This window comes from Mesorhizobium sp. CA13, assembly GCF_020165235.1.
Classification (GTDB): Bacteria; Pseudomonadota; Alphaproteobacteria; order Rhizobiales; family Rhizobiaceae; genus Mesorhizobium.
In genome coordinates this window covers 822971-847963 of sequence record NZ_JAIUHS010000001.1, presented here as the reverse complement: position 1 = coordinate 847963, position 24993 = coordinate 822971, and the positions used below count along the sequence as shown (strand labels likewise).

At 64.4% G+C, this 24993-nt stretch carries 26 protein-coding genes; 15 read left to right on the top strand and 11 right to left on the bottom strand.

Annotation, left to right across the window (positions count from 1 at the left end; all coding sequences use genetic code 11):
* The first annotated feature begins 1 nt into the window (after window position 1).
* The gene (gene der, locus LB566_RS04325; RefSeq protein ID WP_224623370.1) at window positions 2–1435 is read left to right on the top strand and encodes a ribosome biogenesis GTPase Der; all 1434 of its coding nucleotides are present in this window, start codon (window positions 2–4) and stop codon (window positions 1433–1435) included.
* Window positions 1436–1724: 289 nt separating this feature from the next.
* On the opposite strand, the gene LB566_RS04320 is transcribed toward der, so the two are convergent.
* Window positions 1725–2645 (bottom strand): LysR substrate-binding domain-containing protein, encoded by a 921-nt coding sequence (locus LB566_RS04320; protein ID WP_224623369.1) that lies wholly within the window; start codon window positions 2643–2645, stop codon window positions 1725–1727.
* Window positions 2646–2761: 116 nt separating this feature from the next.
* Between LB566_RS04320 and LB566_RS04315 the strand changes: the two genes are divergently transcribed.
* From LB566_RS04315 to LB566_RS04285, 7 genes are all read left to right on the top strand, one after another.
* Window positions 2762–4135, top strand: coding sequence for an MFS transporter (locus tag LB566_RS04315; RefSeq protein WP_224623367.1), 1374 nt, complete (start codon window positions 2762–2764; stop codon window positions 4133–4135).
* A 51-nt stretch (window positions 4136–4186) separates the two neighbouring features.
* Entirely contained in the window at window positions 4187–5368 is a 1182-nt protein-coding gene (locus LB566_RS04310) for a cell wall hydrolase (RefSeq protein ID WP_224623366.1), read from the top strand.
* Window positions 5369–5624: 256 nt separating this feature from the next.
* Window positions 5625–6023 (top strand): AtpZ/AtpI family protein, encoded by a 399-nt coding sequence (locus LB566_RS04305; RefSeq protein ID WP_140498124.1) that lies wholly within the window; start codon window positions 5625–5627, stop codon window positions 6021–6023.
* A gap of 87 nt (window positions 6024–6110) precedes the next feature.
* Window positions 6111–6869, top strand: coding sequence for a F0F1 ATP synthase subunit A (locus LB566_RS04300; protein WP_140497962.1), 759 nt, complete (start codon window positions 6111–6113; stop codon window positions 6867–6869).
* Window positions 6870–6953: 84 nt separating this feature from the next.
* Window positions 6954–7178 (top strand): F0F1 ATP synthase subunit C, encoded by a 225-nt coding sequence (locus LB566_RS04295; RefSeq protein WP_140497964.1) that lies wholly within the window; start codon window positions 6954–6956, stop codon window positions 7176–7178.
* A gap of 94 nt (window positions 7179–7272) precedes the next feature.
* A complete protein-coding gene (locus LB566_RS04290; protein WP_140497966.1) occupies window positions 7273–7872 on the top strand; it encodes a F0F1 ATP synthase subunit B in 600 nt (199 codons plus the stop codon).
* A gap of 10 nt (window positions 7873–7882) precedes the next feature.
* Window positions 7883–8374 carry a F0F1 ATP synthase subunit B gene (locus LB566_RS04285; RefSeq protein WP_224623364.1) on the top strand — a complete coding sequence of 164 codons (492 nt, stop codon included), beginning with the start codon at window positions 7883–7885 and terminating at the stop codon, window positions 8372–8374.
* A 263-nt stretch (window positions 8375–8637) separates the two neighbouring features.
* Here the strand turns inward: LB566_RS04285 and LB566_RS04280 are convergent, their stop codons facing one another.
* Window positions 8638–9330, bottom strand: a complete 693-nt coding sequence (locus tag LB566_RS04280) for a ribonuclease HII (RefSeq protein WP_224623362.1) — start codon at window positions 9328–9330, stop codon at window positions 8638–8640.
* Window positions 9331–9471: 141 nt separating this feature from the next.
* A complete protein-coding gene (locus LB566_RS04275) occupies window positions 9472–10626 on the bottom strand; it encodes a PA0069 family radical SAM protein (RefSeq protein WP_140551310.1) in 1155 nt (384 codons plus the stop codon).
* A gap of 150 nt (window positions 10627–10776) precedes the next feature.
* Between LB566_RS04275 and LB566_RS04270 the strand changes: the two genes are divergently transcribed.
* Window positions 10777–11301, top strand: coding sequence for a glycosyltransferase (locus LB566_RS04270; protein ID WP_224623360.1), 525 nt, complete (start codon window positions 10777–10779; stop codon window positions 11299–11301).
* 147 nt (window positions 11302–11448) lie between these two features.
* On the opposite strand, the gene LB566_RS04265 is transcribed toward LB566_RS04270, so the two are convergent.
* The 7 genes from LB566_RS04265 to LB566_RS04235 form a co-directional block, all read right to left on the bottom strand.
* Entirely contained in the window at window positions 11449–11694 is a 246-nt protein-coding gene (locus LB566_RS04265) for a hypothetical protein (RefSeq protein ID WP_224623358.1), read from the bottom strand.
* Between the two features lie 319 nt (window positions 11695–12013).
* Window positions 12014–12568 (bottom strand): molybdenum cofactor biosynthesis protein B, encoded by a 555-nt coding sequence (gene moaB / locus LB566_RS04260; protein WP_224623356.1) that lies wholly within the window; start codon window positions 12566–12568, stop codon window positions 12014–12016.
* Complete coding sequence (locus LB566_RS04255) at window positions 12555–13433, bottom strand: 4-(cytidine 5'-diphospho)-2-C-methyl-D-erythritol kinase (RefSeq protein WP_224623355.1); 879 nt, start codon at window positions 13431–13433, stop codon at window positions 12555–12557. The genes moaB and LB566_RS04255 overlap by 14 nt, the downstream gene beginning before the upstream one ends.
* A gap of 50 nt (window positions 13434–13483) precedes the next feature.
* Window positions 13484–13669 carry a hypothetical protein gene (locus LB566_RS04250; protein WP_140497980.1) on the bottom strand — a complete coding sequence of 62 codons (186 nt, stop codon included), beginning with the start codon at window positions 13667–13669 and terminating at the stop codon, window positions 13484–13486.
* Between the two features lie 137 nt (window positions 13670–13806).
* Window positions 13807–14670 (bottom strand): S49 family peptidase, encoded by an 864-nt coding sequence (locus LB566_RS04245; protein WP_224623354.1) that lies wholly within the window; start codon window positions 14668–14670, stop codon window positions 13807–13809.
* Window positions 14671–14757: 87 nt separating this feature from the next.
* Window positions 14758–15558 carry a methyltransferase gene (locus tag LB566_RS04240; protein WP_224623352.1) on the bottom strand — a complete coding sequence of 267 codons (801 nt, stop codon included), beginning with the start codon at window positions 15556–15558 and terminating at the stop codon, window positions 14758–14760.
* Window positions 15558–15782: a DUF2007 domain-containing protein gene (locus LB566_RS04235; RefSeq protein ID WP_224623351.1), complete on the bottom strand. Its 225-nt coding sequence runs from the start codon at window positions 15780–15782 to the stop codon at window positions 15558–15560. Before LB566_RS04235 ends, LB566_RS04240 begins: the two co-directional genes overlap by 1 nt.
* 165 nt (window positions 15783–15947) lie before the next feature.
* On the opposite strand from LB566_RS04235, the gene LB566_RS04230 reads away from it, so the two are divergent.
* The 4 genes from LB566_RS04230 (at window position 15948) to LB566_RS04215 (ending at window position 20529) form a co-directional block, all read left to right on the top strand.
* Window positions 15948–16964 carry a polyprenyl synthetase family protein gene (locus LB566_RS04230; protein ID WP_140514769.1) on the top strand — a complete coding sequence of 339 codons (1017 nt, stop codon included), beginning with the start codon at window positions 15948–15950 and terminating at the stop codon, window positions 16962–16964.
* Between the two features lie 106 nt (window positions 16965–17070).
* The gene (locus LB566_RS04225) at window positions 17071–17739 is read left to right on the top strand and encodes a GntR family transcriptional regulator (protein WP_140551082.1); all 669 of its coding nucleotides are present in this window, start codon (window positions 17071–17073) and stop codon (window positions 17737–17739) included.
* Window positions 17740–17845: 106 nt separating this feature from the next.
* Window positions 17846–18427 carry a biotin transporter BioY gene (locus LB566_RS04220; protein ID WP_224623349.1) on the top strand — a complete coding sequence of 194 codons (582 nt, stop codon included), beginning with the start codon at window positions 17846–17848 and terminating at the stop codon, window positions 18425–18427.
* A gap of 329 nt (window positions 18428–18756) precedes the next feature.
* On the top strand, window positions 18757–20529 hold the full coding sequence (locus LB566_RS04215) for a tetratricopeptide repeat protein (protein WP_140551080.1): 1773 nt from the start codon (window positions 18757–18759) through the stop codon (window positions 20527–20529).
* Between the two features lie 61 nt (window positions 20530–20590).
* Here LB566_RS04215 and LB566_RS04210 read toward each other — a convergent pair whose 3' ends face one another.
* On the bottom strand, window positions 20591–21052 hold the full coding sequence (locus LB566_RS04210; RefSeq protein ID WP_224623347.1) for a GNAT family N-acetyltransferase: 462 nt from the start codon (window positions 21050–21052) through the stop codon (window positions 20591–20593).
* A gap of 225 nt (window positions 21053–21277) precedes the next feature.
* On the opposite strand from LB566_RS04210, the gene LB566_RS04205 reads away from it, so the two are divergent.
* Window positions 21278–22198, top strand: a complete 921-nt coding sequence (locus LB566_RS04205) for a glycine--tRNA ligase subunit alpha (protein ID WP_224623633.1) — start codon at window positions 21278–21280, stop codon at window positions 22196–22198.
* Between the two features lie 373 nt (window positions 22199–22571).
* Entirely contained in the window at window positions 22572–24962 is a 2391-nt protein-coding gene (gene glyS, locus LB566_RS04200; protein ID WP_224623345.1) for a glycine--tRNA ligase subunit beta, read from the top strand.
* Window positions 24963–24993: the final 31 nt, after the last annotated feature.

Here is a 24993-nt window from a genome sequence, read left to right as displayed (position 1 = left end):
TATGAGCTTCAAAGTCGCCATCATCGGCCGGCCTAACGTCGGCAAATCGACTCTTTTCAATCGGCTGGTGGGAAGGAAGCTGGCGCTCGTCGACGACACGCCAGGCGTCACCCGCGATCGCCGCGTCCATGCGGCAAAACTTTATGACCTGCATTTCGACGTCATCGACACTGCGGGTTTCGAGGACGCCGGCGCCTCGACACTGCCCGGCCGCATGCGCGCGCAGACCGAGATCGCTATCCGTGAAGCCGACCTGATCTTCTTCACCGTCGACGCCAAATCCGGCCTGTTGCCGGACGACCGGACCTTTGCCGAGATCGTGCGCAAATCCGGCAAGCCGGTCGTGCTGGTCGCCAACAAGGCCGAGGCCAAGGGTGCCCAGGGCGGCATGCTGGAGGCCTGGGAGCTCGGGCTTGGCGAGCCGGTCCCGGTCTCGGCCGAACACGGCCAGGGCATGCCCGACCTGCGCGATGCGGTGATCGCCGCCCTTGGCGAGGCGAGGGCCTTTGGCGAGGATGAGGACGACGACGAGGAGATCGCCTCCAGCGAGGTGCTGATCGGCGAGGACATCGCCGATCCCGACGCCGAGGAGGTGCCGGCCTATGACGACACCAAGCCGATGCGTATCGCCGTGGTCGGCCGCCCCAATGCCGGCAAGTCGACGCTGATCAATGCGCTGATCGGCGAGGAGCGGCTTTTGACCGGACCGGAAGCCGGCATCACCCGCGATTCCATCTCGGTCGATTGGGACTGGCGCGGCCGCCGCATAAAGCTGTTCGACACCGCCGGCATGCGTCGCAAGGCCAGGGTCCATGAAAAGCTCGAGGTCATGTCGGTGCAGGACGGCCTGCGCGCCATCCGTTTCGCCGAGATCGTCATCATCGTGCTCGACGCCACCATCCCCTTCGAGAAGCAGGATCTTCAGATCGCCGACCTGATCATCCGCGAGGGCCGCGCGCCGGTGATCGCCTTCAACAAATGGGACCTGATCGACAATCCGCAGGAACTCTTGGCCGAACTGCGCGAGAAAACCGAACGGCTTTTGCCGCAGGCGCGCGGCATGCAGGCGGTGACGGTTTCGGCCGAGACCGGGCGCGGCCTCGACAAGCTCATGGACGCCGTCATCCGCACCCACAAGGTCTGGAACAGCCGCGTCTCGACCGGCAGGCTCAATCGCTGGCTCGAAGGCATTCTTGCGCATCATCCGCCGCCCGCGGTTGCCGGTCGCAGGCTGAAGATCAAATATGTCACGCAGGCCAAGACGCGCCCGCCGGGTTTTGTTGTCCAGTGCTCGCGACCGGACGCGATGCCGCAATCCTATGTCCGCTATCTCACCAACAGCCTGCGCGAAGCCTTCGACATGCCCGGCGTGCCGATCCGCATGGCGCTGCGCACATCCGACAACCCCTTTGCCGGCAGGGCCAGGAAGCGCTGAAGCCGGCGCATCGGTGCGGTGAGGAAATCCAAAATGCCGGCGGGACAGCGCCCCCCTCTGCCCTGCCGAGCATCTCCCCACTTGGGGGGAGATCGGATGTCGCGCCGGCTTTCGCCAAACGCCAACATTGCAGGAATGGCGCCTTCGGCGAGGCTGCCAATCTCCCCCCTCGTGGGAGAGGTCCGGCAGGACGGGCGCGCGAAGGATCGCGGCCTATCCTTCGTCCTAGATCTCTCCTGCATGTGGGCGGTGGACCAGCTCGGGTCCGTCAGATCGCCTTGCTCAGCAGTTAGGCGGCATCTTTTACGGTCGTGTTCACCTGCGCACTCTCAGGCAGCGCCTCGAAAGCCGACTGCAGCAGAATATCGCCCAGCCGCGCCGCTACCGGATCGAGCTCCGCGTCTTTCCGATGCAGGTGCAGCGCCATCCTCGGCAGGGCCGGCAGCCCGGCGATCTCCGGCGTCATCGCGTTGACGCTGGCCGGCAGGCCGATGTCGGTGCGGATCGTCAGCCCCAGCCCCGCGGCGACGGCGGCCCAGATGCCGCCCAAGCTCGGGCTGGAGAAGGCCATGCGCCAGGGCAGGCCGGCGCGGTCGAGCGTTTCGGTCGCCACCGTGCGCAACAGGCAAGGTGCTTCCAGCGCCACCAGTGGCAGCGGCTCGCCATGGCGCAGGTTGGTCTCGATGCGCTTTGCCGGGCCGATCCAGCGCATCTGTACGTCGGCGACATGCTGGCTGTAAGGCAGCGTCGCGCCGCTGTGCCAGGCAAGCGCGATGTCCAGGTTGCCCGAGATGATCCGCTCCGCGAGCTCATGGCTACGCGCGATGCGGGCTTCGATCTTGACTTTGGGGTGGGCACGGGCGAAGCGGCCGAGCACGTCGGGCAGCACCGCCTCGCCAAAATCCTCCTGCAGGCCGAGCCGTACCCAGCCTTCCAGCTCGACGTCATGGATGGCGGAAGCCGCCTCGTCATTGAGGTCGACCAGCCGCCGCGCATAGCCGAGCATGGTCTCGCCGGCTTCCGTCAGCGCCAGCCCGCGTCCCGACTTGCGGAAGATCGGCGTCGCCGCCTGCTCCTCCAGTTTCTTCAGCTGCGCGCTGACCGCCGAGGTCGAACGGCCAAGCCGGTCGGCCGCCTTGGCGAAGCTGCCAAGCTCCATCCCGGTGACGAAGCTCCTGAGGACGTCGAGGTCGAATGTCACGCGTCGCATGATAATCCCGTTTTTTAGGATTTTTGATCAAAAACTTCCTGATTTTATGGACAAAGCTATGGCGATAGACATGCACCGTCAAGGCCGGTCACCGGGCCGCAAACGGGAATGAAACCATGTCCGCCATCGTCACCCGCACCGATTGTCAGTCGGCGCCACGAGCCGCAGGCTCCGGCTCAAGGACCTTCACGCCCAACCACCGCTGGAAGGTGCTGGGTATCGGCGTCGCCGCCAATGCCGGTTTTTCCGCTACTTTCTCCGGCATACCGGCAACCGCGGTGCTGATGCGGCAGGGCTATCATCTCGGCAATGCTCAGCTCGGCCTGGCGCTTGGCCTTCTCGGTCTGGGCGTTGCGCTCAGCGAACTGCCCTGGGGCATGCTCACCGATCGCTGGGGTGACCGCCGTGTGCTTTTGACCGGGCTTGGCGCCACGGCGGCGTGGCTGTTCCTGATGGCGTTGCTCATCGTTCCATCCCCGTCCGGCGTGCCGGGCGTACATGTCCTGGCGGCCGCCTTGCTCGTCACCGGCCTGCTCGGCGGCAGCGTCAATGGTTCGAGTGGCCGCGCCATCATGGGCTGGTTTCGCGAAGGCGAGCGCGGCTTCGCCATGAGCATCCGGCAGACGGCGGTGCCGCTTGGCGGCGGGCTGGGCGCTCTTGTCCTGCCCTCGCTCGCCGCCACGCATGGCTTCGCGGCGGTCTATGGCCTGCTCGCCGTCTTCTCCGTGATCTCAGCCTTCTTCGCCTGGCGCTGGCTCCATGAACCGCCGACGCAGAATTCGGTCGCGTCCACCGTTTTTGCCGGGCCGCCGCCGCTGCGCAATGGCGAGGTCTGGCGCATCGCGACAGCCATCGGCCTGCTGTGCTTTCCGCAAGTGGCCGTACTCACCTTCGCATCGGTCTTCCTGCACGACTTCGCAGGCATGGGAACCCTGGCCACCAGCGCAAGCCTCGCCGCCGTGCAGGCCGGCGCCATGGCGATGCGCGTCTGGAGCGGCCGCTTCACCGACCGCCACGGCAACCGCCGGCCGTTCCTGCGCCTGTGCAGTGCGCTCAGCGCGCTTGCCTTCACGCTGCTTTGGCTGCTGGTCCTGCCCGGCCCGACCCTATCAGGCGGCCAGCCCGTCGTGATGGTTCCCGTGATGCTGATTGTCGCAGGCATCCTGGTCTCCGCCTGGCATGGCGTCGCCTACACCGAGCTTGCCACGCTTGCCGGCGCCGGCCATGTCGGCACCGCGCTCAGCCTGGCCAACAGCTTCGTTTTCATCGGCTTCTTCCTGGTGCCGGTGGCCATCCCCGGGCTCTTGCATCTCTGGTCCTGGCCCGGCGTCTGGTTGTCGGCCGCGGCGTGCGCGTTGATCGCGTGGCCCATCTTCCTGCGGCCGGGCCTGCGTGTCCGTCCCGCCGCAAAACCGCCCCACTTCGCAACCACGAGCCCTGAGCAGACCGGGAAAACCCGATCGAAGCTGTTAACGTCCCATCAAGGTTAATGCATCATTTTGCTCTCCAGTGGGGTCAGTAGCGTTCCTGGAGAGAGTTCCGTGCATCGACGTGTCTTGACGCGCCTTGTTGCCGTCGCCGGTGAGAAGAAACGCAGCCTTGTGGCGCCTTTCATCGTCGGCCTCGGCATCTGGATCGGATTTCCGACCGTTTCCGCCTACCAGGATATGACGAGCCTCGTTTCCGGCCTCGAGGCGCCCACCCGCTGGAATTCCTATGTCGAGAAATCCGTCGCCGGATCGGTCCATGCGGCCGAGATGCCGTTTGCCGACGACGCTGTGACGGGTTCGCTCTCCGGGTCGGGGGTGCGCCTGCCCGGCGTCGGCGCCGTCTCCTTTCGCGGCGAGGGCGGCAAGGTCAGCAACTCGCCCGACGAGGACCGCATCGTGCGCGCCGACAAGAAGGGGCGCATCGTCCAGATCTCTCCCGTCGCCCCGCCGAAGAACTTCAACGCCGGCTCGATCTTCGAGCGCACCTCGTCCCTGCTGCGTCCCAGCATGGACAGCGGGTTGAAGATGGCTTTCGCCAAACCCCGGATCAAAGGCAAGGAAATCCAGATTGCCGCGGCATTCCATGCGCGTGAGGACAAGAAGCCGGATCCCGGCGTGTCGCCCATGCTCGCCGCCCTGGTCAACAATGACCACCCGGATGTGCTGGCGACGGCCTATGCCCAGGCCGCGCCCGATTATGCCAAGGCGTCGCCCTTCGAGGCCCTGCTCCAGGACGAGGAGCCCAACAGCGGCCGTTTCATCCCGCCGATGGCCAAGGGCGACCATTCGTGGATCCAGAATCCGCTTCCGGCGAGTGTCTTCTCCAAGCCCGAGCAGAAATGCCTCGCCAACGGCATCTATTTCGAGGCGCGGGGCGAATCCGTGCGCGGCCAGGCCGCCGTAGCCCAGGTCATCCTCAACCGCGTCCGCAATCCCGCCTATCCCAATTCGATCTGCGGCGTCGTCTACCAGAACGATAGCTGGTTCAACCGTTGCCAGTTCTCCTTCGCCTGCGACGGCAGGAAGAAGCGCATCGACAACCCGGTCGCCTACAAGACCGCGCAGGATGTCGGCATGGCGGTGACCGCCGGCAAGGTCTTCATTCCCGAAGTCGGTTCGTCGACCCACTATTATGCCAATTACGTCCATCCGGGCTGGGCGCGCACGATGCAGAAGATGACCAAGATCGGCCTGCATATCTTCTACCGCACCTATGGCGGCGGCTGGAGCTGAACGCCCGATAGCCGCCGATATTTTCGCACGGCTGCGCGGCCTGGCGAAGAGCCGTCGCGCGGGGGATTCGCGCAAGGCGTCCGCGCCGCCATGGCGGGCACGATGTCGCACCTCGCTACTGCGTTGATTTCATTGTATAAAATACATGGTAAGGAACTTCCGCCCGTGGCTTGACGGGCGCAAACCCTCTAACTATGTTGCCGGCGACTTTAGAAGCGGACGGACGGTGACGGTCTGCCCGGGCAGGGGGGTTGCGATGGCCGACGAAACTGGGCCAGGCGGAACCGGAGAAACCGGCCGCGGCAAGCAGCACGAAGCCGCCATCCGCGACGACGAACTTGAGCGCCGCCGGCGTGAACTTGAAGCATCGCTTGCGACAAGACGGCCGGACCGGCTCGAGGGGAAAGACGCGAAACCAGTGACCGGGTACGGTCAGGCACTCAAGCTGTCCAGCGAGTTCATCGCCGGGGTGGTGGTCGGTGCCGCCATCGGCTGGATCATCGACCGTCTGGCGGGGACATCGCCATGGGGTCTGATCGTGTTTCTGCTGCTTGGTTTTGGCGCGGGCGTGCTCAATGTCATGCGTTCGGCAGGCGTTGTGGCGGAATTCGGACAGGGCGACAAATCGCGCTCTGGCCGCGACGACAGCAAGTGACCGCCGTTCAGGCGGCAGTTGGAAATAGCCGCCTTTCGACGGGCGGCATGGTAACAAGGCCGCATGCGGCACTGACGGGGTTTGAACGTGGCAGCTGACAAGGTCGATCCGATCCACCAGTTCCATATCAACAAGCTGATACCGATCGATATCGGCGGCTACGACTTGTCCTTTACCAATTCGGCGCTGTTCATGGTCGCGACCGTGGTCGTCGCCGCGGCATTCCTGTTTCTGACGACGTCGAGCCGCAGCCTCGTTCCCGGCCGGCTGCAATCGATCTCCGAAATGGCCTATGAATTCGTCGGCAACATGTTGCGCGACGCCGCCGGCACGCAGGGCATGAAGTTCTTTCCCTTCGTCTTTTCCCTGTTCATGTTCGTGCTGGTCGCCAACCTGCTTGGCCTGTTCCCGTATTTCTTCACCGTCACCAGCCACATCATCGTCACCTTCGGCCTCGCCGTCTTGGTTATCGGCACCGTGATCGTCTACGGTTTCGGCAAGCACGGCCTTGGTTTCCTCAAGCTGTTCGTGCCGCAAGGCGTGCCGGTGTTCCTGCTACCGCTGGTGGTGCTGATCGAAGTGATCTCCTTCGTCTCGCGCCCCGTCAGCCTCTCGGTTCGTCTGTTCGCCAACATGCTCGCCGGGCACATCACGCTGAAGGTCTTCTCCGGCTTCGTCGTCAGCCTCTCGGCGCTGGGCGCGGTCGGCGTCGCTGGCTCGGTTCTGCCGCTGGCGATGGCCGTGGCGTTGACGGCGCTCGAACTGCTGGTCGCCTTCCTTCAGGCCTACGTCTTCGCGGTGCTGACCTGCATGTACCTCAACGACGCCCTGCACCCGGGGCACTAATCAAAAGTTTCCGGCGCAAGAGTTTCCAACATTGCCGCCGGAATGGAATCGCAACGGAATTTCAGATCCAAAGGAGTTGAACAAATGGACGTAGAAGCAGCAAAGTACATCGGCGCCGGCATCGCTTGCCTCGGCATGGGCGGCGCGGGCATTGGCCTCGGCAACATCTTCGGCAGCTACCTCTCGGGCGCGCTGCGCAACCCGTCGGCCGCCGATGGCCAGTTCGGCCGCCTGATCTTCGGCTTCGCCGTTACCGAAGCTCTGGGCATCTTCTCGCTTCTCATCGCGCTGCTGGCCCTGTTCGGCTGAGCCCCTGTTTGGCTGAGCCGTTATTTGGCGAAGCTATGGGAAGATTGGACAGGCCGGCCGCGAGAGCGGCGGGTCTGATATCAGGGGATAGTCCATGTTCGTGACATCTGCCTTTGCGCAAGAGTCCGCGCCTGCCACCGAGGCAGGCCACGCTGCGACGGAAGGCGACACGCATTCCGGCACCAGCGTGCCTGCCGAAGCGCATGGCATGTTTCCGCCATTCGATCCGGCGACGTTTCCGTCGCAGCTTCTTTGGCTGGCGATCACGTTCGGGCTCTTCTACCTCTTCCTGAAGAGGGTGGTGGTGCCGCGCGTCGGCGGCATCATCGATGTCCGCAACGATCGCATCAGCCAGGATCTCGATCAGGCCGCGAAGTTGAAGGGCGAGGCCGACGCTGCCGTTGCTGCCTACGAGCAGGAATTGGCGGAAGCCAAGAAGAACGCCAACGCCATCGGCCAGCAGGCCAATGACGCGGCCAAGGCGGAAGCCGAGACCGCGCGTAAAAAGATCGAGGCTGCGCTCGACGAGAAGCTCGGCGAGGCCGAGGCGCGCATTTCTTCCATCAAGGCCAACGCCATGAAGGAAGTCGGCAGCATCGCCGAGGACACTGCCTCGGCGATCGTCGAGGCGCTGGTCGGCGGCAAGGCCAGCAAGGCCGAGATCGCGGCCGCGGTCAAATCCGTGGCCGGGTGAGGAGCGCATCATGGACGCCACATCTCTTGCAACGCTCTGGGCCACGATCGCCCTGGTCATCTTTTTGGCCATCGCCATCTACATCAAGGTGCCCCGCCTGATCGCCAAGGCGCTCGATGCCCGCGCCGCCAGGATCAGCAGCGAGCTCGACGAGGCGCGCAGGCTGCGCGAGGAGGCCCAGCAACTGCTTGGCCAATACCAGCGCAAGCGCAACGAAGCCGAGCAGGAGGCCGCAGACATCGTCGCCGCGGCCAAGCGCGAAGCCGAACTGCTCGCCGCCGAGGCGCATAAGAAGACCGAGGACTACGTCGCGCGGCGCACCGCTCTCGCCGAACAGAAGATCGGCCAGGCCGAGCGCGAGGCGATCGGCGAAGTGCGCGCCAGCGCCGTCGACATCGCCGTCGAAGCCGCTCGCACGCTGCTCGCCGGCAAGATCGACGCCAAGGTGGGAGCCGATTTGTTCAAGGCCTCGCTGCAGGATGTTAAGGCGAAGCTGAACTGAGCCTTGACCGACGCAGAACAATCAAAGCCGCCTGGGCAACCTGGCGGCTTTTTTGTTGGAGAACGGGGCGAAGCGCTGAAGCTGCCAATCTCCCCCCTCGTGGGGGAGATGCCCGGCAGGGCAGAGGGGGGCGCTGTCCCGCCAGCCTGTCAGACAATGCCTGCGCTGCCTTGCGACTTCTGCGTGAGTAGAGGTAGTTCTGGAAGGTAGCGATCTTTCGCGCCTCCCTCTGTCCTGCCGGACATCTCCCCCACGCTGCCGGCTCACTCCAACCCCGCGAAGTTTTCTTCTTCCACCTCGGCACCCTCAAGCCTGAACGGCGCGAAGGACACACGGTGCAGCCGCGCCACCGGCCCGTGCGTCTCGATCGCGGTGCGATGGCGGACCGTGGCGTAGCCCATATGCACTTCGAAGCCGTAGTGCTGGTGATGGCTGCCGCAGCCGCACATCATGCGGTCGCGCATCACCTTGGCGACGATCGAGGCGGCGGCGATGGATTGCGAGCGCTGGTCGCCCTTGATCAGCGCGCGCCCCGCGCAAGGCAGGCCCGGCGGCACGTCGCGCCCATCGGCGAGCGCGAGCTTCGGCCGCACCGGCAGGCCGGCGACCGCACGGCGCATCGCCTCCAGGCTCGCCTTGAGGATGTTGCTGCCGTCAATGCCCTCGGCGCTGACCGAAGCCATCGACACGCCAAGCGCGGAGCCGATGATGCGCACGAACAGCGCCTCGCGCTGCAAGTGGCTGAGCCGTTTGGAATCGTCGAGGCCGTCGGGGATGTTGGCGGGGTCGAGCACAACCGCAGCCGCCACCACCGGTCCGGCCAGCGGGCCGCGTCCGGCCTCGTCCATCCCCGCCACTGGCCACAGGCCTTCGGCCATCGCCTTCGTCTCGAAGGAGAAATCGGGTTTCTCGACGATTTCGAAGAGAGGCGGAGAATCAGAACGCGCGCGAGCCATGTTGCGGCGAGGTTCGCATCGGCTCTGATTCTCCGCAAGTCCCTCCGGGTCGGGTGGGGCGCCGGACCGGGAGGGCACCGTCTGCAGGCCGGGGCAGGCCGGACGGGATTTTTCGCCACGGCGGCAAACAGCCGTGGTCGTTCAAAGCAGCATCAACTGCTCCTGGTCCTTGCCGGCGGCGACGAACTGGTCGGTCCGCAGCGTGCGCCGCTCGGCATTGAGACCGAGCCGCTTGGCGGTGATCTCGAAGCGCCGGCCGATCTGCCAGGCGTAAGGACCCGCGCCCTTCATGCGCTTGCCCCATTCCGAATCGTAATCCTTGCCCTCGCGCATCGAGCGGATCAGCGACATCACATGGCGATAGCGGTCGGGATAGTGGCGCAACAGCCAGTCCTTGAAGATCGGGCTGACCTCGAGCGGCAGGCGCAGCACGACATAGCCCGCCTCGCGTGCGCCGGCATGGTGCGCCGAATCGAGGATGCGTTCCATCTCCTGGTCGGTCAGCCCGGGGATGATCGGTGCCACCATCACCGAAGCAGGGATGCCGGCATCCGCAAGCTGCCTGATCGCCTCCAGCCGCTTGCTCGGCGTCGAGGCGCGTGGCTCCATGGTGCGCGCCAGCATGCGGTCGAGCGTCGTCACCGACAACGCCACTTTGGCGAGGCCCCGTTCGGCCATGCGTGACAAGATGTCGATATCGCGCGTCACCAGAGCGGATTTGGTGACGATGCCGACCGGGTGCCCGCGCGCCTCCAGCACTTCGAGGATCTCGCGCATGATCCGGTACTGTTTTTCGATCGGCTGGTAGGGATCGGTATTGGTGCCGATGGCGATGGTCCTCGGCTGGTAACCGTCCTTCGACAGTTCCTTGTCGAGCAGGCGCGCCGCGTCCGGCTTGGCGAACAGCTTGGATTCGAAATCCAGCCCCGGCGACAGGCCCATGAAACTATGCGTAGGCCGCGCAAAGCAGTAGACGCAGCCATGCTCGCAGCCCCGATAGGGATTGATCGAGCGGTCGAAGGAGATGTCGGGCGATTCATTGCGGGTAATGATGGTGCGCGGCTTCTCGACCTGCACCTCGGTCTTGAAGGGAGGCAGTTCCTCCAGTGAGTTCCAGCCATCGTCGAAGACATGCCGGCTGACGGGCTCGAACCGACCGGACGGGTTGATGCCTGCCGACCGGCCGCGGTTGCGGTCCGGACGCACGCGCATGCCGCTCTGCTCGATCATCGCGTTGGCCATCTCGGCTCGTCCTGCTCCGAAGGCGGCAATGTCGGCGCGCATGATCGGTTCCATCTTCGCCCGCTCCCAGGGACTGTCCATGTTGCTTCGAATCGCTCTGCTCATGAATTTAATCCTATTTACCGAACGAGAACAAAGCAAGAACTTTTTATGGTGCGCCGCAAAAACTGGCGCTGCGTTCCGCTTTCCGCTATTCGGCAAACGATGCTCACCGTTCTCATCGAGACCCACAATGACGAGGAGGGCCTCGCCCGCACGCTGGCGACGCTGATCGGCGGCGCGGTCGAGGGCGTGGTGCGCGAGGTCATCGTCTGCGACACCGGTTCCACCGACCAGACCCATCGCGTCGCCGAGCATGCCGGGTGCCAGTATGTGACCGACGGGGTCGCGGCGGCCATCCGGCATGCGAAGGGCGATTGGCTGTTGCTGCTGGAACCGGGCGCGCGACTGGTCGATGGATGGATCGACGAGGTCGTTGCGCACACCGCGAAGCAAACCATGGCGGCGCGGTTTTCACGCACACGCGCCGGCCGCGCGCCATTCCTGGCCCGGATATTCTCGGGAAACCGGGCCTTGGCCGACGGGCTGCTGATCAGCAAGCGCCAGGCCGCGTCCTTGTCGAAAAAAGCCGGCAGCGCCGAGGCCCTCGCTCGCGGCCTGGCGACCAAGCGGCTGGATGCCGAAATCTGGGTCGCTCCGGCAAAACAAGAGCACCGCCCATCCAAATGATTTTGCAGCTGCTCTGTCTACGTGCGTTGCACATGTGACGCGCAGCTAGCTCCGATCACGCGGGTGCCGGCGCGCAGGCCGCGGCTGATGATGGAAGTGGTTTCGGCGTCTCGCGGCCCTGGCGCCGACGTTTCCACGGCGAGCCGGTCATTCGCCAAAACGCATCTCCACAGGCATCCAGCGAAGGCGACGTCTGGCTTGACGCTGTGCCTTGCTTTCCGCGTCGTAGTCGACAGGGATCGGTTCCTGACTGAACGACCGTTGATCGTCCAGGGCGTTGATGATGACGATTGCCCTGGCATCGTCCTCTCCGGCGATTGCGGCGGTATAGACGCCGCATTCGCCGCAGATCAGGTAGTCGGCCGTCCCCAATCCAAAACGGTATTTCTTCAATCGCCGGACGTCCTTGACTGAGATGATCAGCCTGCCGTCCGGATCGGCGACGGCGCGCGAACCATGCCTGGTACAGAACGAGCACTGGCAGGCGCGGACCTCGATTTTCGATGGATCGAGCTCGGTTGAAAATCGAAGGCGTATGTTGCCGCAATGGCACCCGCCACCATGCACAGTCATCGCATCCATCCCGTCGTCAACGGCGATGGCCGCCGCGAGACGATACGTCCTCCCGCATCCGGTTTGGAATGGTCTTTCGAAGGCGAAGGTGGTGTTCTGCCTGGCAAGAGCGGCGTGAACCCGGCGCCTTGCCTCCGTTTTACGGAGCCGACATGCCGCGCCGCAGGTGCTCGTCCAGGCGCGGCATGATCTCGACGAAGTTGCAGGGCATGTGCCGGTAATCGAGCTGCGCCTTCAAGATGCCGTCCCAGGCATCCTTGCAGGCGCCGGGCGAGCCCGGCAGCACGAAGACGAAGGTGGCGTTGACGACGCCGCCGGTCGCCCGGCTCTGGATCGTCGAGGTGCCGATCTTGTCGTAGGAAATGCGGTGGAACACCTCGGAAAAGCCGTCCATGCGCTTTTCGAAGATCGGCTCCAGCGCGTCCGGCGTCACGTCGCGCCCGGTGAAGCCGGTGCCGCCGGTGGTGATGACGACGTCGATGTCCTTGTCACGCGACCACGCCAGAACCTTGTCCTGGATCTTGTCGCGGTCGTCGGTGACGATGTCGCGGGCGGCGAGGATGTGACCGGCTTCCGCGATGCGGTCGGCCAGCGTCTGGCCGGACTTGTCATCGGCAAGGCCGCGCGTGTCGGAAACGGTCAGCACCGCAATGCGGACCGGAATGAAGGAGCGGCTCTCGTCAATCCTGGCCATGGGCGTCTGCCTCCGCGGTCATGCTGCGCGTCGCGGCGACGAACCAGTCGGGTTGCCGGGCGCGGATGTCGGCTGCCGCGCGCTTGGCGACGTTGCCGGTCTCGAACAGGCCGAAGCAGGTAGCGCCGGAACCCGACATGCGGGCAAAGCCGGCTCCGGCCTTGTTCAGCACCGAAAGCGCCTTGCCGATCGCGGGCTCTATGGCGCGGGCCGCCGGCTCGAGGTCGTTGCGGGTGATCTCCAGCCAGTTGCGCAGGCCGTGGAAGTCGACCACGCGCGGCAGCGGCGGCAGCGCTTCATTGTCGCGGCGCGACAGCGTGTTGAACACCTCGGCCGTCGAGACCGCCTTGCCGGGATTGACCAGCACCAGTCCGAGCGCCGAGAAATCAGGCACGATCGACAGCACCTCGCCGATGCCGCGTGCAATCAGCGGCCTGGCCGACAGGCACATGGGAACGTCGGCGCCGAGCGAAAGCCCGATCCGCGCCAGCGCGGTATCGTCGATGTCGAGTCGCCAGCTCGCCGCAAGCCCGCGCAGAACCGCTGCCGCATCGCTCGATCCGCCGCCGACGCCGGAAGCGACCGGCAGGTTCTTTTCAAGCTTGATCGAGACCGGGGGCGTGCCGCGAGGACCGGCCGCCTGCCGCAGCGCGTCGCGCGCCCTGAGCACCAGATTGCTGTCGTCGAGGGGAACATCCGGAGCGTAGCGGCCGGACACGCTGAAATCGTCTCGCTCGGCAAGCGCGATCTCGATCCTGTCGCCAAAGCGCGTGAACACCGCCAGGCTTTCGATCAGATGGTAGCCGTCATCGCGCCTGCCGGTGACGTGCAGGGCAAGGTTTATCTTGGCGGGCGCCGGCCACATCCGGACGCGCTGGCCGGATTCCAGGCTCTCGATTGCGAGTGAAATGAGGATCAGTCCTTGGCCAGCCGGTACTCGCCGGTCTTCGGATCCTTCACCAGCGTCCCCATCGCGCCGTTTGCCGTCTGCTTTTCGGTGCGCCGCACCTTGGCGGTCACGCGCTCGGCCTCGCGGATAAAGGTGCGGTAGCCAAAATAGGCGGCGATCCCGACGACGGCGAAGAAAATGATCTGCGGCATATCAAAACTCCTCCCACGCTGGGCCGGCGAAGGGCGGCCGGTCGGGTCGGTTGGCGCATGTCGTCCAAAGGCGGTTCCCGGAGAAAAACGACATGCATGGAACTTCGGGGTCCATGGTAGACGGTTTTACCGGGTTTTCAAAGCCCGAAGCGCGCCCACAAGGCGCGCTCTTGCGCCGCATCGATCACGCCGCCGGTGGCAGCGGCGGCAATGTCGGGCGCCGAAAAGCCCTTGCTCGAGCCGAACAGCCCGAAGCGGCCGAACAAACCGCGCGGCGCCGAGATCAGCTTGAGTTGGGTTTTCGCCCCGAACCGCGTCTTGAGCACGGACCGCATGTCGCCGAGCGCATCGACAAGCCCAAGCTCCAGGCCCCGCTTGCCGGTCCAGAATAGGCCCGTGAACAGGTCGGGATCGTCCTTGAGCCTGGTGCCGCGCCGCTCCTTGACCAGATCGATGAAGGTTTCGTGCACGTCGAGCTGCAGCGCCTTCAGCCGTTCGATGTCTTCCTTCTTCTCGGGCTTGAACGGATCGAGCACCGACTTGTTCTGCCCCGCCGTGTGGACGCGGCGCTCGACGCCGATCTTCTTCATCAGCTCCGGGAAGCCGAACGAGGCCGACACCACGCCGATCGAGCCGACGATGGACGATGGATCGGCGAAGATTTCGTCGCCGGCAACCGCGATCATGTAGCCGCCCGAGGCAGCGACGTCCTCGACGAAGACCAGCACCTTTCTGTTCTTCTCGATCGCCAGGTCGCGGATACGCTTGAAGATTAGCCGCGACTGCACCGGCGAGCCGCCGGGCGAATTGATGGAGATGGCGATCGCAGGCGCGTCGAAGGAAAACGCCTTTTCGATCAGCCCGGCGGTGGAGGCAAGCGACAGGCTCGGACGGAACGGGCCGCCGCCCGCCAGGATGGTGCCGTGCAACCGGATAACCGGAATGGTGACGACCGTGGAACGCCAGGATTTCGGCAGCAGGCGGTTGAAAAGGCGTTTCACTGAGGTCGATCTCCGCTCGATGGGTTGCCAGCATGTAGGAATTTCAAGGCCAACGGCAATGCCGCGGCCATCGCGGCGAGGTTGTGTTCAATCCCCGAACAAGGAGGCAAGGCCGTTGTTGATCATCTCGGTCCGTTCCGACGGACCGTCGCCCGTCTGCGCGTGCAGCATCAAAGGCGGCCGGATGGCGAGCTTGCCGCGCGCTCCGAGCGTTGCCCTGACGATGATGCGGATCGCCGCGGCATCGGGGCGGGGATGCACGGCCAGCATCTCGGCGTCGCCGAAGCGGCCCGCGATCGCATCGAGAAGCGAACCGAGTTGCTCGGGCCGCGCGATGACGGCAAGCCCGCCGCGCGGCCTGACCACCGCTGCGGCACTGCGGATCCAGCCCTCTAACAGCCCGTCCTCCATGACATGCGCTTCCTTTCTCAAGCGCTCGGGCGTGGCGCGGTCCTGCGCGGCGTTGAAGGGCGGATTCATGATGACGAAATCGAAATCATTGTCGCCGAGGCCGGCCGCCGTCCTGGCGCGGCCCGAAAGCGCGACATTGGCGACGAGCACGCAAGCGCGGTCGGCGAGATGCGCGTTGCCGGGATGCGCGAGCGTGGCCGCGGCGAAAGCCGCCATTTCCGGCGCGCGTTCGACCAGCACGGCCCGGGCCGTCGGGCAGCGCGCCAGAACGGCAAGTGCCGCGGCGCCGGCGCCGGCGCCGAAATCGGCGAGACGCCCGCCGAACGAGGATGGCACGGCAGCCGCCAGCATCATGGCGTCCATGCCGGCGCGATGGCCGCCATGCTTGGGCTGCACCAGCCAGAACCGGCCGCGATGGAAGGCGTCGACGGTGTGGGCCGGCGTGTCCGGGACGAGGTCGGCTGGCGCGGCGGACATTATTTTTGGCGGATCTCGTTGGCGATGCCGGCATCCGTCAGGATGCGCCGCGCGGCATCGGCCTTGTCGGCGTCGACCATGATGCGCCGCGGCAGGATGCCGAGCGAGCCGTCGAGTACGCTCATATTCTGGTCGGCCACGAAGCAGCCGATGCCGGCATCGCGCATCAGCGATTCGACGAAGGAGATGATGACGGCGTCGTTGGTGCGAATGAGCTCTATCATCGGACGAAACTCTCAGTTTGCCGCGTTCATGTAAACGCATGCGGGGCCCGAAACCAGAGTAGCCGCGCCAATTCGCCACTTGCCGTGGCCGCGTTCGCCGCCCTAGAGTCCGTAACGGAACCAAGGGTGCCGTCGCACGCGTTACATCAGACGGGAGAGTTTGTCGTGGGTGTCGTTCTCAACATCGAAAATGGAAAGCGGGAACCCGCCTCCATCAAGGATCTGATCGACCTGACGGCGGCCGACATGGGGCGCGTCAACGAATTGATCCTGTCGAAGGCCGGATCCGATGTCGAGATGATCCCGGAGGTCGCCAACCACCTGATCTCGTCGGGCGGCAAGCGGCTCAGGCCAATGCTGACGCTCGCCGCCGCACAGATGTTCGGTTATGCCGGCGAGGGCCACGTCAAGCTCGCCACATCGGTCGAGTTCATGCACACCGCGACGCTGCTCCACGACGACGTCGTCGACGAGAGCGGCATGCGACGCGGCAAGAAGACGGCCCGCATGATCTGGGGCAACCAGGCGAGCGTGCTGGTCGGCGACTTCCTGCTCGGCCAGGCATTCCGCATGATGGTCGATGTCGGTTCGCTGGAGGCGCTCGACATCCTGTCGAGCGCGGCCTCGATCATCGCCGAGGGCGAGGTCATGCAGCTTGCCGCCGCCAAGAACCTGGAGACCACCGAGGACGAGCATTTCGCCGTTATCAAGGCCAAGACCGCGGCCTTGTTCTCGGCTGCCGCCGAGGTCGGCCCCGTCATCGCCCAGGCGACGCGTAACGACCGCGCCGCCTTGCGCTCCTACGGCATGAACCTCGGGCTTGCCTTCCAACTGATCGACGATGCGCTGGACTATGGCGGCACCAGCAAGGATCTGGGCAAGAATGTCGGCGACGATTTTCGCGAGGGCAAGGTTACGCTGCCGGTCATTCTCGCCTACCGGCGCGGCAGCAAGGCCGAGCGCACCTTCTGGAAGCGGGCCATCGAGGACAATGTCACCGATGACGCCGGCCTCGAAAAGGCGATCGGGCTGATGACCCACCACGGCGCGATCGCCGACACGATCGGGCGTGCCCGTCATTTCGGCGAGATCGCCCGCGACGCGCTGGCGCCGCTGGAGGCGACGCCGCAGAAATCGGCGCTGATCGACGTCATCGATTTCTGCATCAGCCGAGTGAACTGAGCCGCTGCCCTTCACGCAGCCCTCCTTTGGCTCGTGCTGGGGAGAAATCCGTGAATCCGTCTCCGCCGCCTCGACAAGCTGCCCGGCTGCAAATTATCTATAAAACATGGCAAAGGGCACGGACGACACCATCGCGGTGCGCATCGGCAAGGTTCTGGCGGATCGCATCATCTCGGGCGCGATCGAACCCGGCGCGCGGCTGCGGCAGGATCACGTGGCCGAGGAATTCCACACCAGCCATGTTCCCGTGCGCGAGGCCTTTCGCCGCCTCGAGGCGCAAGGCCTCGCCGTCAGCGAACCGCGCCGCGGCGTGCGCGTGGCGGCTTTCGACCTCGGCGAAGTCAAGGAGGTCGCCGAAATGCGGGCGGCGCTCGAAGTTCTGGCGCTGCGCCACGCGGCGCCGCATCTGACCTCGGCTATTCTCGATCGGGCCGAGGAGGCCACCAAGGCCGGCGACAAATCCCGGGACGTCAGGTCGTGGGAAGAAGCCAACCGCGCCTTTCACCGGTTGATCCTGGCGCCATGCGGCATGTCGCGTCTTCTCGCCACCATCGATGACCTGCACGCCGCAAGCGCCCGTTTCCTGTTCGCCGCATGGCGCTCGGAATGGGAGACCCGCACCGATCAGGACCACCGGGCGATATTGGCCGCCTTGCGGCAGGGGAACACCGAATCGGCCGCGGCCACATTGGGGCGGCACGTGCAATGGATTGGCCGCAAGCCGGTCAGGACCGCCTCCGGCACCACGCGAGAGGCCTTCGCGATCGTCGGCTAACCGCCCATGCGCAAGGCATGCCTTGCCATCGTCCAAAAATTGTGGCTTCGATAATAGATCGAAGGCAGAAATTATCTATAATTTTGGACCGACCAAGGGAGTCCCTATGACCGACATCGCGTTCTCGTCCGCAAAACCGTCCTTCAGCCCGCTCCGGCTTAAGGAGCGATCGCTCGGCTGGCAGGCGGGCGCCGTCGTGCTCGGCACCCTGTTCCTGGCGCTGTCCTCCTATATCGAGGTGCCGATGGTGCCGGTTCCTGTGACGATGCAGACCTTCGCCGTGACGCTGGTCGGCGCGCTCTATGGCTGGCGGCTGGGCGCGATCACCATCGCCGCCTGGCTGATCGAGGGTGCGGTCGGCTTCCCGGTTCTGGCCGGCGGGGCTGCCGGCGTACAGCATTTCGTCGGACCGACGGGCGGCTATCTCTTCGCCTTCCCGGTTGTCGGCGCGCTGGTCGGCTGGCTGGCGGAGCGCGGCTGGAACGGCGGCAGGGTCGTGCTTGCCTTCGTCGCCATGCTGCTCGGCAACCTGCTGTGCCTTGCCCTTGGCACGGCGTGGCTCGCCGTCATCATCGGCGCCGAGAAGGCTGTCGCCTTCGGGTTCCTGCCGTTCGTCCTTGGCGGCCTGCTCAAGTCGGCGCTTGGCGCCGCCACGCTGATGGCGCTCCCGCGCGGCAAGGCGAAATAGCTGGCGCGGATGCGACAGGCTTTCCCTGTCGGCCTTATGCGCCGGGCCTGCCAAGGCTGCGAATGGAACGGCCTGTGCAGCCCGGTGGCGTCGGGTGGATATCACGGTGCACGCCTGCGGCGCCCCGCCTGCCGGCAACTCCTGACGCCGATGCGCCGGTTTCGGGCTGAAAACCGTTCTTTGCCGGCATGGTTTGTTAATCGGGTGACCCGATTGTGAATTCGAGGCGGATTGAAGCGTGACCCCAAAAAGGCCATGCTTTTCTCCGAAAGATCGAATCTACGTCGATCCCGCTGACGCGGAGATGGCGCCTGGCTGAAAGGGATACGATGCAGCAGGGACGTGCGCGCTGGCTGACAAGGCTGGCACTTGTGACGGGCATGGCGATTTCGGCGCTGCCGGCCTATGCCAAGCAGACCACCGAACCGGTGAAGATCACATCCTTCTCGGGAGCCTATCTGGCTGCCCGGATCGCCGAGGGTGACAACGACCTCGACAACGCCATCGCCTATTACAAGCAGGCCCTGGCCTTCGATCCGAGCGACACCGGCCTCCAACAGAGCCTGATGCTGTCGCTGATCGCGCAAGGCCGCTTCGACGAATCCCTTGTCTATGCCGACAAGCTCAAGGAAGTTCCCGACGTCGAACGGTTCTCGCGCCTGGCGCTGGCGGTCGATTCCTTCCACAAGAAGGATTTTTCCAAGGCGCAGTATTGGCTGAAGCTGTCGCTAGAATCCGATCTCGACCGGCTGATCTCCGGCGTCATGTCCGGCTGGGCCCAAGAGGGCGCCGGCGACCCCAGCGAGGCGATGGCATCCATCGACAAGCTGCAGGGGCCGGACTGGTTCGGCCTGTTCAAATCCTTCCACCGCGCGCTGATCGCCGACGCGTCCAATATGCCTGAGAAGGCCGACGCGATCTACGCCGCGACCATGCAGGACACCGCCGCCGGCAGTGCGGCTCCCGAAACCTGGATGCGCAATGCGCAGGCCTATGCCTCGTTCCTGGCCCGCAAGGGCGACACGGCCAAGGCGGTATCGGTGCTCGACCAGGCCGAGGCGTTTTCGCCGGGCAAGCTGGAAATCGTCGCCTTGCGCGACAGGATCAGCAAGGGCGACAAGATCCCGCCCTTCGTTGCCGGTCCATCCGACGGAGCCTCCGAGATACTGCTCGATCTGGCGACCGCGCTCAATCGCGGCGGCGGTGAGCCTTTCGTCAGGCTCTATCTGCAATATGCGCTGGCGCTGAAGCCCGACAGCGATGCCGCCCTGGTGCAGCTTGCCGCCGTTTCCGAACAGCTGAAGGACGGCGAGGGGGCCATCGCGCTTTACCGGCGGATACCGGATACCTCGCCGCTGAAGGAGCTTTCGGACCTACAGCTTGGCCTCAACCTTGCCGATCTCGATCGCCATGACGAGGCGATCACGCATCTGAAGGCCTTCGTCGATGCGCATCCCAACGACATGCGCGCCTATCTGGCGCTTGGTGGGGTCTATTCGTCGAAGGAGGATTTCCGTTCCGCCGCCAATCTCTACGACAAGGCCGTCGAGGCGCTGAAGACGCCGACCGCCGCCAACTGGAATATCTTCTACCAGCGCGGCATCGCCTATGAGCGGCTGAAGGAATGGCCGAAGGCCGAGCCGAATTTCCGCAAGGCGTTGGAATTGCAGCCCGACCAGCCGCAGGTGCTGAACTATCTCGGCTATTCCTGGGTCGACATGAATATGAACCTGAAGGAAGGCCTGGCGATGATCCAGAAGGCCGTTGATCTCAGGCCGAGCGACGGTTATATCGTCGACTCGCTGGGTTGGGCCTATTTCCGCCTCGGCAGGTACGATGACGCGGTCCGCGAAATGGAACGCGCGGTGTCGCTGAAGCCGGAAGATCCGGTGCTGAACGACCATCTCGGCGACGCCTATTGGCGCGTCGGCCGCAAGCTGGAGGCCACCTTCCAGTGGAACCAGGCGCGCGACCTGAAGCCGGATCCCGACGTGCTTGCCGCCTTGCAGCAGAAGCTGATGAAGGGCCTGCCGCCGATCGAGTCCAACACGGCGCAGGAAACCCCCAAGGTCAAGCCGGCGCCGGCCGCGCCGAAGGGCTAAGATGAATGATGTTGCTCGCGAGCGGGGCCCTTGTCGGGCCCCGTTTTCGTTGGCGGCCGTGTCAGAACAGCTTGCGGTAGACGACGAACCCCGAGCGCTCGCCGATCCTGTCGTAGAGCTTCATGGCGGTGTGATTGGTCTCGTGCGTCAGCCAGTACACCCGGCCCGAACCGGCCGCTTGCGCCCGCTCGTAGACGCCCTCGATGAGAGCCCGGCCGATGCCTTTGCCGCGCAAGGTCTCGTCGGTGAAAAGATCCTGCAGGTAGCAGTTCGGCGCGATCGCCGTGGTGCTGCGGTGAAAGAGGTAATGGACAAGGCCGACAAGCTGGCCTTCGCTTTCGGCAACCAGCGCATGCACCGGCTCATAGGCGTCGAAGAAGCGCGACCATGTCATGGCGGTGATCTCGCTTGCCAGCGCCGTCTCGCCCGAGCGCCCGTAAAACGCGTTATAGCCGTCCCACAGCGGCAGCCATTGCTCGAAATCCTGGCGCGTGACCGGGCGGACAGTGATGGAGTTGGGCATGGCTGACCTGTTGTCTGGCGAGGCGGAGTTGTGAGCGTTCACCAGAAAGCACGCGCTCATGGCCGGCAATGGGCCAGCCGCTCGCAAAGCTTTCGACATGCCTCGCGACGCCCGCGCCTTGCTTGACGCTTCGCCGCCGTGTCTCTAGGACGGGGCCGCAAGTCAGCCCTTGCAGCCGAGGCCCCCGTGACGATTGAAATCTCGACGATTGAAATCCCCGCCCATATGCATCCCAGCCGCTCCTTTCAGGGGCTGATCCTGACTTTGCACAATTACTGGGCGGACTATGGCTGCGTGATCCTCCAGCCCTACGACATGGAGGTCGGTGCCGGCACCTTCCATCCGGCAACGACGCTGCGGGCGCTTGGACCGAGGCGCTGGAACGCCGCCTACGTCCAGCCTTCGCGCCGCCCCAAGGACGGCCGCTACGGCGAGAATCCGAACCGGCTGCAGCACTACTACCAGTATCAGGTGATCCTGAAGCCCAATCCGCCGAACCTGCAGGAGCTCTATCTCGGCTCGCTAGCCGCGATCGGCGTCGACCCGCTGCTGCATGACATCCGCTTCGTCGAGGACGATTGGGAAAGCCCGACGCTCGGCGCCTGGGGGCTTGGCTGGGAATGCTGGTGCGACGGCATGGAAGTGTCGCAGTTCACCTACTTCCAGCAGGTTTGCGGCATCGAATGCGCGCCGGTTGCGGGCGAGCTCACCTATGGCCTGGAACGGCTGGCCATGTATGTGCAGGGCGTCGACAATGTCTACGACCTCAATTTCAACGGCCGCGACGGCGCCGACAAGGTCACCTATGGCGATGTCTTCCTGCAGGCCGAGCAGGAATATTCGCGTCACAATTTCGAATACGCCGACACGGCGATGCTGCTGCGCCACTTCGACGATGCCGAGGCCGAATGCAAGGCGCTGCTCGATGCCGGCGCGCCCGCATCGAACGACAATCTGCCTATGCACCGCATGGTGTTTCCCGCCTACGACCAGTGCATCAAGGCCAGCCACGTCTTCAACCTGCTCGACGCGCGCGGCGTGATCTCCGTCACCGAGCGGCAGAGTTATATCCTGCGGGTGCGCAATCTGGCCAAAGCCTGCGGCGAGGCGTTCTTGAAGACGCAGGCCGGCGGATTGGCGGCCTGAGCTTCAGGCATCCTCCCTCGTCAAATCGAGGGAAGCGTCGATCGAAGATAGAATCTGGCCGCTTGGGCCGGCCATTGTACGCAATGCTTGGCGCACACCCGGCATCGAGAAGGCGCCATGGGCCTGGGCTGCGAAGCAAGCGCTGAGCGCCAGGATTTGCAAAAGTCTGGATGCCGTTTTCATGGTCGTTCAGCCAATAGCTCTCTGCCTGAGCGTGGGTCGCTTCAGCGCTGCGTTCGGTTCATGGAAATCTTTGATCCAAGGACGGGTGGGATCATCCCGTCCCGACAGGACGCCCAAAATTTCTGGAAAGGGTGACAGCGGCCAGCCGAGTTGCTATGGCCCGCGGACCATTGCTGCGTGAGCTTCAACCATGCCTGACCTGCTTCTAGAACTTCGCTCCGAGGAAATACCCGCCCGCATGCAGCGCAAGGCGGCGGGCGATCTCAAGAAGATGCTGACCGACGGTCTGGTCGAGGCAGGGCTGACCTACGAGGCGGCGCGCGAGTACTGGACGCCGCGGCGACTGGCGCTCGACATCAGGGGCCTTACCGCGCGCTCGAAGGACATCCGCGAGGAGATCAAAGGTCCATCGACGACAGCGCCTGAACAGGCTGTCCAGGGTTTCCTGCGTAAGGCCGGGCTTTCATCAGTCGCCGAGGCACACGTCCATTCCGACCCGAAGAAGGGCGACTTCTATGTCGCGCACATTTCCAAGCCGGGCAGGGCGGCCGAAGAGATCATCGCCGGGCTGGTACCTGATATCATCCGCAATTTCCCGTGGCCGAAATCGATGCGCTGGGGGCCGGCCTCGGCCAAGCCGGGCTCGCTGCGCTGGGTACGGCCGCTGCAATCGATCCTGTGCACCTTCGGCCCCGAAACCGAGGAGCCTGTCGTGGTCGATTTCGAGATCGACGGCATCCGTTCGGGCAATGTCACCTACGGCCACCGCTTTCACGCACCCGGCGAAATCACCGTGCGTCGCTTCGACGACTATGTGAGCAAGCTGGAAGCGGCCAAGGTCGTGCTCGACGCCGACCGGCGCAAGGAGATCATCCTCGCCGACGCCCGCAATCTGGCTTTCGCCAACGGACTCGACCTTGTCGAGGACGAGGGACTTTTGGAAGAGGTCTCCGGGCTGGTGGAATGGCCCGTGGTATTGATGGGCGAATTCGAGCAGGATTTCCTCGCCATTCCGGCCGAGGTGATCCGGCTGACCATCCGCGCCAACCAGAAGTGCTTTGTGACGCGGCCGCAGGGGCAAGCCGAAACCCTTTCCAACCGCTTCATCCTTACCGCCAACATCAAGGCGAGCGACGACGGCAAGGAGATCGCCCACGGCAATGGCAAGGTGGTGCGCGCGCGCCTCTCGGACGCCCTCTATTTCTGGACGACCGACCAGGGCGATCTGCCTGATCTCGCCGAGCTCGAGGCGTCGGCGAAAAAGTTCGGGCTCGACCTCAAGAAGCCGCTCGACCAGCGCATGGCCCGGCTCGACCATCTCAATGTGACCTTCCACGCCAAGCTCGGCACGCAGGGCGAGCGGGTTGAGCGGATTGCCAGGCTGGCTGAAGAACTGGCGCCGATCGTCGGCGCGGATTCCGCGCTGGCGCGCCGCGCTGCGGTGCTTGCCAAGGCCGATCTCACCACCGAAGTCGTCGGCGAGTTCCCCGAACTGCAGGGCGTCATGGGCCGCAAGTATGCGCTGCTGCAGGGCGAGCATCCGTCCGTGGCTGCGGCAGCGGAAGAACACTACAAGCCTCAAGGTCCATCCGATCGCGTGCCGGCCGATCCGGTGTCAGTTGCCGTCGCTCTTGCTGACAAGCTGGATACGTTGGTCGGCTTTTGGGCCATCGATGAAAAGCCGACAGGGTCGAAGGATCCCTATGCGTTAAGAAGGGCGGCGCTAGGAGTGATCAGGATTCTGGTCGAGGATGGGGTAACATTTAAAACGAGCAACCAAATTCGTTCTTCATATCTCAACACTCTGATTCAGAAGCAGCACGGTGACGTCTACGTTTACGCCAGAATGTCAGGCGATGATCGAGCTTTTCTGACTATCAATCGAAATCGACTCGGCCCTGAGCTTGGGTCGAAATTCGTCGAACCCGTTGAATTCAATTCACAGACGCCAATTTACGTTGTTAAGGATCCGGGAAATGTACCCGCCGAGAGTTCGATTTCAGAAAGGATCAATGTCGCAGAAAACTCTGAGCAGGTGCTACCTTCATTCGCCGATTTAGCTTCCGATCTTCTCGCCTTCTTCCATGATCGCCTGAAAGTCTACCTCCGCGACAAGGGTGCCCGCCACGACCTCATCGACGCGGTCATCACGCCGCAGTCCGACGACCTCTTGCAGGTCGTGCGCCGTGTCGAGGCGCTGGGCTCCTTCCTCGACACCGAGGACGGCAAGAACCTGCTTGCCGGCACCAAGCGCGCGGCCAACATCCTGGCTGCCGAGGAGAAGAAGAAAACGCTCGTCGCCGAAACCGTTGAGCCGGCGCTGTTCCGCGAGGATGCCGAGAAATCGTTGTTCGCGGCGGTGAATCAGGCCGAGAAGCAAGCCGGCGAAGCGATTCAAAAAGAAGACTTTTCCGCCGCCATGCTGGCGCTTAGCGTTTTGCGCGAACCGGTTGATTCATTCTTTGAACGCGTTCTCGTGAATGATGAGGATCCGGCCGTGCGCGCCAATCGATTGGCGCTGCTCGCCCGCATCCGCGCGGCCACCGACCAGGTCGCGGATTTCTCCAAGATCGCGGGCTAGAGGGACTTCAGGCGGCGACGCTCGTCCACGG

What these genes read in the sequence shown, in the direction of transcription:
- der (WP_224623370.1), top strand. Translation starts at nt 2, where the DNA reads ATGAGCTTCAAAGTCGCCATCATCGGCCGGCCTAACGTCGGCAAATCG.
- LB566_RS04320 (WP_224623369.1), bottom strand. Translation starts at nt 2,645, where the DNA reads ATGCGACGCGTGACATTCGACCTCGACGTCCTCAGGAGCTTCGTCACC.
- LB566_RS04315 (WP_224623367.1), top strand. Translation starts at nt 2,762, where the DNA reads ATGTCCGCCATCGTCACCCGCACCGATTGTCAGTCGGCGCCACGAGCC.
- LB566_RS04305 (WP_140498124.1), top strand. Translation starts at nt 5,625, where the DNA reads ATGGCCGACGAAACTGGGCCAGGCGGAACCGGAGAAACCGGCCGCGGC.
- LB566_RS04295 (WP_140497964.1), top strand. Translation starts at nt 6,954, where the DNA reads ATGGACGTAGAAGCAGCAAAGTACATCGGCGCCGGCATCGCTTGCCTC.
- LB566_RS04290 (WP_140497966.1), top strand. Translation starts at nt 7,273, where the DNA reads ATGTTCGTGACATCTGCCTTTGCGCAAGAGTCCGCGCCTGCCACCGAG.
- LB566_RS04285 (WP_224623364.1), top strand. Translation starts at nt 7,883, where the DNA reads ATGGACGCCACATCTCTTGCAACGCTCTGGGCCACGATCGCCCTGGTC.
- LB566_RS04280 (WP_224623362.1), bottom strand. Translation starts at nt 9,330, where the DNA reads ATGGCTCGCGCGCGTTCTGATTCTCCGCCTCTCTTCGAAATCGTCGAG.
- LB566_RS04275 (WP_140551310.1), bottom strand. Translation starts at nt 10,626, where the DNA reads ATGGAACCGATCATGCGCGCCGACATTGCCGCCTTCGGAGCAGGACGA.
- LB566_RS04270 (WP_224623360.1), top strand. Translation starts at nt 10,777, where the DNA reads ATGCTCACCGTTCTCATCGAGACCCACAATGACGAGGAGGGCCTCGCC.
- moaB (WP_224623356.1), bottom strand. Translation starts at nt 12,568, where the DNA reads ATGGCCAGGATTGACGAGAGCCGCTCCTTCATTCCGGTCCGCATTGCG.
- LB566_RS04255 (WP_224623355.1), bottom strand. Translation starts at nt 13,433, where the DNA reads ATGTGGCCGGCGCCCGCCAAGATAAACCTTGCCCTGCACGTCACCGGC.
- LB566_RS04250 (WP_140497980.1), bottom strand. Translation starts at nt 13,669, where the DNA reads ATGCCGCAGATCATTTTCTTCGCCGTCGTCGGGATCGCCGCCTATTTT.
- LB566_RS04240 (WP_224623352.1), bottom strand. Translation starts at nt 15,558, where the DNA reads ATGTCCGCCGCGCCAGCCGACCTCGTCCCGGACACGCCGGCCCACACC.
- LB566_RS04235 (WP_224623351.1), bottom strand. Translation starts at nt 15,782, where the DNA reads ATGATAGAGCTCATTCGCACCAACGACGCCGTCATCATCTCCTTCGTC.
- LB566_RS04225 (WP_140551082.1), top strand. Translation starts at nt 17,071, where the DNA reads ATGGCAAAGGGCACGGACGACACCATCGCGGTGCGCATCGGCAAGGTT.
- LB566_RS04220 (WP_224623349.1), top strand. Translation starts at nt 17,846, where the DNA reads ATGACCGACATCGCGTTCTCGTCCGCAAAACCGTCCTTCAGCCCGCTC.
- LB566_RS04215 (WP_140551080.1), top strand. Translation starts at nt 18,757, where the DNA reads ATGCAGCAGGGACGTGCGCGCTGGCTGACAAGGCTGGCACTTGTGACG.
- LB566_RS04210 (WP_224623347.1), bottom strand. Translation starts at nt 21,052, where the DNA reads ATGCCCAACTCCATCACTGTCCGCCCGGTCACGCGCCAGGATTTCGAG.
- LB566_RS04205 (WP_224623633.1), top strand. Translation starts at nt 21,278, where the DNA reads ATGCATCCCAGCCGCTCCTTTCAGGGGCTGATCCTGACTTTGCACAAT.
- glyS (WP_224623345.1), top strand. Translation starts at nt 22,572, where the DNA reads ATGCCTGACCTGCTTCTAGAACTTCGCTCCGAGGAAATACCCGCCCGC.